This window comes from Chryseobacterium sp. 2TAF14 (assembly GCF_052115105.1).
In the GTDB taxonomy this organism is placed as follows: domain Bacteria; phylum Bacteroidota; class Bacteroidia; order Flavobacteriales; family Weeksellaceae; genus Chryseobacterium.
Window position 1 is genome coordinate 1 of the sequence record NZ_JBFRGA010000266.1, and the last position, 2,858, is coordinate 2,858.

A 2,858-nucleotide genomic window follows, 5' to 3' on the forward strand; every position below is an offset into this window, starting at 1 on the left:
GGTTTGGCAGCAATCGACTGTGTTTTAAAATTATTAAATCCGGGTGATGAGGTCATTGCAGTTGATGATTTATACGGTGGAACGTACAGAATGTTTACCAGACTTTTCGAAAAATATCAGTTGAAATTTACCTTCGTGAATTTTGATGATGTTTCTAAAATTGCAGACGTAATCACAGATAAAACGAAACTGATCTGGGTAGAAACTCCGACCAATCCGTTAATGAAATTGGTGGATATCAAAGCAGTTGTAGAAATTGCAAAAGGAAAAGATATTCTGGTTGCAGTTGATAATACTTTTGCAACACCTTATCTTCAAAGACCCATCGATTTGGGAGCAGACATTGTAATGCATTCTGCTACAAAATATTTAGGGGGTCACTCTGATGTTATTGCGGGAGCGTTGGTAGCAAAAGATGCTGAATTGGGAGAAAAACTTCACTTCATTCAGTTTGCGAGCGGTGGAATTTTAGGACCTCACGATTCTTATTTGGTGTTGAGAGGAATTAAAACTTTGGCATTAAGAGTTCAGAGACATTCTGAAAACGGAATGGCAGTTGCAAAATACCTTGAAACCCATCCTTCAGTGGCTGAAGTAATTTATCCGGGTTTAGAATCTCACCCGCAATATGAATTGGCAAAATCTCAGATGAAGGATTTCGGAGGAATGGTTTCTTTTACTTTTAAATCTGGTAAAAAAGAAGATGCCATTAAGTTTCTTGAAAAAGTAAGAGTTTTCACACTGGCTGAATCTTTGGGTGGAGTAGAATCTTTGGCAAATCACCCTGCTTTGATGACTCACGCTTCAATTCCTGCTGAAAAACGTGCGGAATTGGGAATTACTGACGATTTGGTTCGTTTAAGTGTAGGAATCGAAGATGCGGAAGATCTGATCGCAGACTTGGAAAGAGCTTTTTCTTAATTTAATTTAATAATTGACGCTTTGTCATTCAGAACGCAACAAAGTGGAGTGAAGAATCTATATATTTAAAAACAGATTCTTCCTTCGTCAGAATGACAAAGCGTAAATAAAATAAAACATAATGAGAAAGATTCAGATTATATTGCTATTAATTTTTAGTCAGGTTGTATATTCTCAAGTAAAAAATACCGACGAATTGTATAAAACGGCAAAAAAATTAGACAGTTTGATATTCGATATCGGATTTAATAAATGTGATCTTTCTCATTATGATTCTATCGTGAGTGACGACCTTGAATTTTACCACGACAAAGGCGGAATTACTTCAGGAAAGACAGCTTTCACGGCATCTATTAAAAATAATATTTGCGGCGGACCCAATAAAATAAAACGCGAATTGGTTCCGGGTAGCATGAAGGTTTACCCTTTATACAATAATAATGTTCTGTACGCTTTCATACAGGAAGGAGAGCATGATTTTGCCGAATTGTATCAGGGAAAATGGAACAAAGGAAGCCGTGCAAAATTTACCATTTTATGGATTCTGGAAAACAAAAACTGGAAAATGAAACGCGTTCTGAGCTACGACCATCATTTGTAAACTCACTTTGTCAAAGTTTAAATCTTTGACAAAGTTTTTTTAATTTCAATAAAAAATGACAAGAAAAGCCGAAATTAAAGACTTAAAGCAATTATCTGAATTATTCGACCAATACAGGATTTTTTACCATAAAGATTCCGATATTCCTGCTGCTGAAAAGTTTTTAACTGAGAGAATTGAAAACAAAGATTCTGAAATTTTTGTTGCTGAAAATGAAGGGAAATTAGTTGGTTTTGTTCAGCTGTAACCATTATTTTCGTCAACAAGAATGAAACGTTATTGGCTGCTAAACGATCTTTTTGTAAATGAAAATTTTCGGAAAAGGTTTTTCAAAGCAGTTAATTGAAGCATCAAAAGAATTGGCAAAATCTACTGATGCAGCAGGAGTTCTTCTTGAAACAGGAAAATCCAATGAAATTGGAAACCGGCTCTACCCAAGTTGCGGATTTGAAATTTACGATGAGGTGAATTTCTACGAATGGACAAACAAAATTTAATATAACAATGTATCAATTTAACAGTTTACCAATGATTGTTGCATTGTTAGACTGCTATATTGTTAAATTTTAAAAATTATGACGGATTTTCAAAAATACATTCAAAGATATTTAGACCTGATTCCATCTGAAAACTGGCTGGAAGAGCTGAAAAATTCTGCTGAAAAAACTATAGATATTTATTCAAAAATTTCTGAAGAGCAATCGCATTTTGCTTATGCAGAAGGAAAATGGACGCTGAAAGAAGTGCTTCTTCACTTATCAGACACCGAAAGGGTTTTTCAATACAGGATTCTGGCGATTGCAAGAGGTGAAGAAAAGAATCTGCCCGGTTTTGATGAAGAATTGTATGCTCAAAACTCTTTTGCAAACGAAAGAAGTTTAAATTCTTTGGTGGAAGAATATCAACTAGTGAGAAAATCGTCTCAAATTCTGATGGAAACTTTTAATCCTTCTGTTTTAAATAATATCGGAACAGCCAATGGAAACCAAATTTCTGTGGAAACTATAGGAAAATTGATTGTTGGTCACAATCTTCATCATCTGAATGTAATTGAAGAAAGATATTTGCCGAAGTTGTGAAAATACATTATTTTTATCAATAGGAACGGGCTTTAGCCCGTTTTCTAATTACAATACAATCTAATTGGYTTTAGCCAAAACTTAAAAAAGAAATTTATATTTTTGGCAAAACAACACAAATGTCATTTATTAAAATTTATATTCATATCGTTTTTTCGACGAGAAACAGAATTCCTTATCTCAATACTCCGGAATTAAGAATTAAAATTTGGAAACATATCAAAGAAAATGCATCGGAAAAAAGTATTTATTTAGAT

General features: G+C 33.8%; 5 protein-coding genes and 1 pseudogene. All 6 read left to right on the forward strand.

Annotated elements, in window-relative coordinates; genetic code table 11:
• Positions 1–921 (forward strand): trans-sulfuration enzyme family protein (locus AB4Y90_RS17190; protein WP_441558788.1); only part of this gene is annotated, 921 nt, incomplete at its 5' end.
• Positions 922–1,042: 121 nt separating this feature from the next.
• A complete protein-coding gene (locus AB4Y90_RS17195; RefSeq protein WP_441558789.1) occupies positions 1,043–1,522 on the forward strand; it encodes a nuclear transport factor 2 family protein in 480 nt (159 codons plus the stop codon).
• A 55-nt stretch (positions 1,523–1,577) separates the two neighbouring features.
• On the forward strand, positions 1,578–1,769 hold the full coding sequence (locus AB4Y90_RS17200; RefSeq protein WP_441558790.1) for a hypothetical protein: 192 nt from the start codon (positions 1,578–1,580) through the stop codon (positions 1,767–1,769).
• 58 nt (positions 1,770–1,827) lie between these two features.
• A complete protein-coding gene (locus tag AB4Y90_RS17205) occupies positions 1,828–2,019 on the forward strand; it encodes a GNAT family N-acetyltransferase (protein WP_441558791.1) in 192 nt (63 codons plus the stop codon).
• 78 nt (positions 2,020–2,097) lie between these two features.
• Positions 2,098–2,601 carry a DinB family protein gene (locus tag AB4Y90_RS17210; protein ID WP_441558792.1) on the forward strand — a complete coding sequence of 168 codons (504 nt, stop codon included), beginning with the start codon at positions 2,098–2,100 and terminating at the stop codon, positions 2,599–2,601.
• Positions 2,602–2,720: 119 nt separating this feature from the next.
• Positions 2,721–2,858 (forward strand): annotated as a pseudogene (locus AB4Y90_RS17215) (transposase); the annotation flags it as partial.